The 5,423-nt window shown below is 44.2% G+C and carries 3 protein-coding genes and 1 pseudogene; 2 read left to right on the forward strand and 2 right to left on the reverse strand.

Annotation, left to right across the window (positions count from 1 at the left end):
- Together ACMJ0U_RS06630 and ACMJ0U_RS06635 are read left to right on the forward strand one after the other, a co-directional pair.
- Window positions 1-368, forward strand: a 368-nt coding sequence (locus ACMJ0U_RS06630) for a response regulator transcription factor (protein WP_417129032.1), incomplete at its 5' end; no start/stop codon positions are given.
- Window positions 369-455: 87 nt separating this feature from the next.
- Window positions 456-2,915 carry a TonB-dependent receptor gene (locus ACMJ0U_RS06635; RefSeq protein WP_417129034.1) on the forward strand — a complete coding sequence of 820 codons (2,460 nt, stop codon included), beginning with the start codon at window positions 456-458 and terminating at the stop codon, window positions 2,913-2,915.
- 229 nt (window positions 2,916-3,144) lie between these two features.
- Here ACMJ0U_RS06635 and ACMJ0U_RS06640 read toward each other — a convergent pair whose 3' ends face one another.
- Window positions 3,145-5,157: an alpha-glucuronidase gene (locus ACMJ0U_RS06640; RefSeq protein WP_417129036.1), complete on the reverse strand. Its 2,013-nt coding sequence runs from the start codon at window positions 5,155-5,157 to the stop codon at window positions 3,145-3,147.
- Window positions 5,150-5,423, reverse strand: a pseudogene (locus tag ACMJ0U_RS06645) (alpha-N-arabinofuranosidase); the annotation flags it as partial. The gene ACMJ0U_RS06640 and the pseudogene ACMJ0U_RS06645, both read right to left, overlap by 8 nt.

Genomic DNA, 5,423 nt, shown 5'->3' on the forward strand with positions numbered 1-5,423 from the left:
GCATTGTGCTCTCAGCTGGAGAACCTCCCCTGCTGACGGGAATTCCAAGCCTGAACATTCTACTTCCGCAAGAACAACTGGTAAAAACCATCATGCAAACCCGAAAACAAGGACACGAACTGACGCATCACCCCGTCCCCCCTCCTGCCGCAGACTTGGAACATGAATTGAGCGCACGGGAAATCGAAGTACTCAGACTTGTGACCAAAGGACTAATCAATAAAGAAATAGCAGACAAACTTCACATCAGTCTGACTACAGTAATTTCACACAGGAAAAACATTACGGAAAAATTAGGCATTAAATCCGTATCCGCCCTAGCCATTTATGCGGTCATGCACGGATACATAGAAGCTGACAGTATATAATTATAAAATCCTCATTTATTAGGATTGACTATCCTGACAAATTGACGTTACTTTGCAGCCGTTAACTAAACTATATCTTTCAACATAATGAAAAAGAATATTGCTATTGTTTCGTTACTGGCTGTTTCTATAAAGAGCGCCTTGGCAGGTCCGGTATCACCTGAAAATTCCTTGCCCAAAGATACTACAAAAGCGGTTGACATCGAAGAAGTTGTGGTTATTGCTACTCCAAAGGAGAACAACCGTCTGCGTCAACAGGCCACTTCTTCAACGTCATTTTCACAAAGTGCTATGCGCAACAATTCAGTGACTTCTGTAAAATCTTTGTCTGCACTGGTGCCAAACTTATTTATTCCAGAATATGGTTCTAAACTTACTACTTCGGTCTACATCCGAGGTATCGGTTCACGCATCAATACACCGGCTGTCGGACTTTATGTAGACAATATTCCCTTTATCGATAAGTCTGCATTCGATTTCAACTATTCAGATATTGAACGTATAGACGTAATGCGAGGCCCTCAAGGCACTCTCTACGGACGTAATACCATGGGAGGACTTATCCGTGTGTTCACCAAGTCTCCGTTCACCTATCAGGGAACAGACCTTCGCCTGGGAGCAGCCACCTACAACAATTACAATGCATCCCTCACGCATTACCATCGTATTTCCGATCAGTTTGCCTTTTCGGCCGGATTGTTTTATGATCACAAGGGAGGCTTCTTTAAAAACAGCTTCAACGGAAAACGAATTGATACGGATAATGAATTCGGCGGACGCATACGTGCCATCTACCTTCCAACCGAAAATCTAAAACTCGACTTCACCGTAAACTACGAATATACGAACCAAGGCGGCTATCCGTATGAATACACAGGTAAAGTCAAAGGAGAGGAAGACCGTGCAGAGTACATCGGCCGCATCTCTTACGACAATGCATGTGGCTACAAACGTAACCTGCTGAACACCGGAGTAAACTTGGAATACCAGGCTGATAATTTCATTCTCAGCAGCGTAACCGGCTTCCAATACTTGCGCGACCACATGGATTTAGACCAAGACTTTACAGAGCAGAATATTTACACTATGATACAGAAACAAAACTCCAAGACACTCAGCGAAGAAATCGTGCTGAAATCCAAACCTGGACGTCGCTGGCAATGGACTACCGGAGTAAGCGGATTCTATCAGTGGCTGAATACGGAAGCCCCTGTCACTTTCCAGAAAGATGGAGTAAACTGGTTAAATTCTACTATCAACACAAATGCCAATAAATACATGCCTACCATTTCGGCAGCTCCCATGAGCATGAAGTTAAACTTCAGCGATGTCATCAACGGTGAACAACTTCCTATTCCGGGAAAATTCAGCACCCCGATTTTAAATGGTGCCATTTTCCATCAGTCCACTTTCAATAATCTTTTCGGACTGGAAGGACTTTCTTTCACAGCTGGTCTCCGCATGGACTATGAAAGCTTAAAACTAGATTATCATAGCGGCTGCCAGTTTACACATACCTATTCATTAAGCGGTACATTAACTCCCGGCAACAAAGTAATACCGATGATTCCGGCACAAGAATTCAATGTAAGCAACAGCTATGATGGAAAACTGTCTCATAACTACATTCAGCTGTTACCTAAGTTTGCTTTGCAATACGACTTTGACTCACGCAACAACATCTATGCCAGCGTGTCCAAAGGATACCGTTCCGGTGGATACAACATCCAAATGTTCTCTGACCTGCTTCAAAATGCCATGCAAGCAAGCATGATGAAAAATGTAGCCGATGTAACCATTCCAGTAGTCAACAATGTACCCACATTAAGCAATGAGCAGAAACAAATGATTGCAGGAATGCTGAACGGCATGGCACAAACCCAGCAAAAAGACGTAAAAGCAACAACACTTTACAAACCAGAGTATTCATGGAACTACGAAATCGGTTCTCACCTGACCTTGTTCAACGAAAAGTTACAAGCCGACCTTTCAGCTTTCTATATGGATACTCGTGACCAGCAGTTATCACGCTTTGCTGAAAGTGGATTAGGACGTATCACAGTAAATGCCGGAAAAAGCCGCAGCATAGGAGCTGAAGCCAGTCTGCGTGCACAACTTACTGATAAATTTAGCTTGAACGGAAACTACGGGTATACGTATGCAACCTTCACTGATTATGTGATAAGCGAAACAGAAAACTACAACGGGCACTATGTTCCTTTCGTTCCTAAACATACATTTGCCGTAGGTGGACAATATATCTTCCCGCTGCGTAAGAATAGCATTCTGGACAACATCACACTGGATGCCAACTATCGGGCTGCCGGCCGCATTTACTGGACAGAACAGAACAATGCCAGTCAGGCACTTTACGGCACGCTGAACGGTCGGCTCAGCCTGAACAAAGGAAACGGACAAATCGGGTTCTGGGTAAACAATGCCTTAAACAAAGATTATCAGGCGTTCTACTTTGAAACAATGGGCCGGGGATTTGCACAAAAAGGACGTCCCGTACAGGTGGGAATTGACATCCGTTGCAGATTCTAAAAAAACGCTTAAACGTTTCAATTAAAACGCAAGTACATTTCTCTCAAAACGCCTTTGCGTTTCAATCAAAACGCAAGTGCATTTAAAACAAAACGCAAGTGCATTTAAAACAAAACGCAAGGACATTTGAATTCAAACGTCCTTGCGTTTTTCTATATAGAAATCCAGCTTGTAAAAAAAATTTGATAACCAATTAAGAATCAGCGACAAATAGCATACTCAAAAAAACCTATTTTTCTCGTGGAAGCATATCGGCTGAAGGACATTCATAATTACTAATCGACAGTTTCACCTTTTTCAGTTCTTTCAATTTAAATACGGGAGGCTCTATCCCTTCAGGGTACTTCTTACGAGAATAGGTACGAAAATATTCCAGACAAGCATCTTTCCACCACACCGCATCGTGCACCTGAATATCCAACCGTTCAGCCACAGCCTGAAAACGTTCTTCATCCACATACGGTTTCATATGGTTCCACACTCTTTGAAACTCACGCACCTTATCAACTCCTTGCTGATATTTATAACACAATTCATTCCAAAGGGTACGTCCAGACTTTAATTGATAATTCCAGTCTACATGATGAAACCACAACAAAAATTCTTCCGGACATAACTCCTGCGAATTGAATACGTGAGCTAACGAGTCTGGATACTGAGAAACCGCATCACTTCCTGAATGGCTCCGGTCAAATCCCAAACCTTTTTTGTCTGCCTGATGATAATACGACGGCAACCAATCGGCACGGGCACCCGGTACCTCACACCAGGGTTCGGGTCCATAATGATGACTCCAGGCAAAAATATGATGTAATCCTAATGGCATCATGTAATCCACCACCGCTTCCCGACTATCCATCATTACTTGCGTCATGGGTTCCACAAATTTAGGGTTCCCCGTAAAAGTCTGTACCAGCCACTCTTTTGCTATTTCCTCGGAAGACAGTGAAGGATTCCATGCCAGCCGGCCATACGCATACCAGTTAGCCTGCGCAAAATCATGTCCGCACCAGTTGGTATCATCGCCTATATTGGCCACTCCAGCCACTCCTTTTAAAGAAGCAGGAGACACATACCGATAAAATTCCTTCCACATGGTAGCCAGGTAAGCCAGGTGATTCGAATGTCCCAAATATTCCTGGGTAATCTGAAACTCTACCATCAAAGGTGTATGTACCATTGCGCCAAATAACGGACTGTAAGGTTCTCTCGGCTGGAAGTCAATCGGACCGTTTTTCACCTGCACAATCACATTATCTAAAAACTTTCCATCCAAAGGTTTAAACTCCAGATAAGCCTGCTTGGCCCTGTCTGCATCCGACGGACTGTACACAAACGCACGCCACATCACGATTCCCCCGTAAGGTTTCAGGGCTTTTGCCATCATATTCGCTCCTTCGGCATGCGTACGCCCGTAATCGCACGGACCAGGCTGTCCTTCTGAATTGGCCTTGATCAGAAAACCTCCAAAATCAGGAATAAGACTGTAAATCTCATGTACCTTCTTCTTCCACCACTCAGCCACCTCCTCATTCAACGGGTCGGCTGTAGACAATCCTCCCAACTGCATGGGAGAAGCGAAGTTGACCGAAAGATAGACTTTTATTCCATACGGCCGGAAAATATCCGCAAGTACACGTACCTTTTCAAGGTATTCGCTGGAAAGAATCTTCACCGAAGCGTTGACGTTGTTAAGCACTGTTCCGTTGATGCCAACCGAAGCATTGGCCCGGGCATACTCCTGATAGCGCACCGACACAGTATCAGGAAGTTGCTCCCAACGCCACAAAGATTCACCCGCATAGCCACGCTCTATCGTACCATCCAAATTATCCCAATGATTCAACACGCGTATATCAAAGGCTGGTTTTTCCGCTATATCCAGACGGGTACAATCGGCTCCTTCCGCCTGTAGCCGCAAAAGATGATAGGCCGCATAAAGCAAGCCCTGTTCGGAAGTTGAGCCAAGCACTATCTTTTCACCGGAAGTGCGAATGGTATAGCCCTCCTTCCCCAAGTTACGATGAGTTTCATCAGCAAACAGTTGCAAATCAACCGCCTTACCATGCCATAAAGAGGTCAGTTCCTCACGAGCAATAGTAATGGCAGGAGAAGAAATTGAACAACAGACAGACGCCTTTTCACAAGACGTCTGTCGCAACCAGAGTTTGCTTCCATCTTCCGCGAACAAGGTCAGTCCGAAAGACAAAAGACATATACCCAACAAGTACTTTTTATTCATCCGCACTTCCTTTTATGGTCTGAATCTTACCCTCTTCATCGTATTCCAATTCAACTACTTTTAAACTACGAAGCCAGGTCTTTCCACCTGAAGGAACACAATCGTGATGGAAAAGATACCATTTACCCTTATATTCCGCAATAGAATGGTGAGTAGTCCATCCTACTACCGGCGTCAAAATAACCCCCTGATAGGTAAACGGTCCATAAGGATTGTCACCTACCGCATAACACAACAGATGGGTATCGCCCGTAGAATAAGAAAAA

It is taken from the genome of Phocaeicola sp., from assembly GCF_048170425.1.
In the GTDB taxonomy this organism is placed as follows: Bacteria; Bacteroidota; Bacteroidia; order Bacteroidales; family Bacteroidaceae; genus Phocaeicola.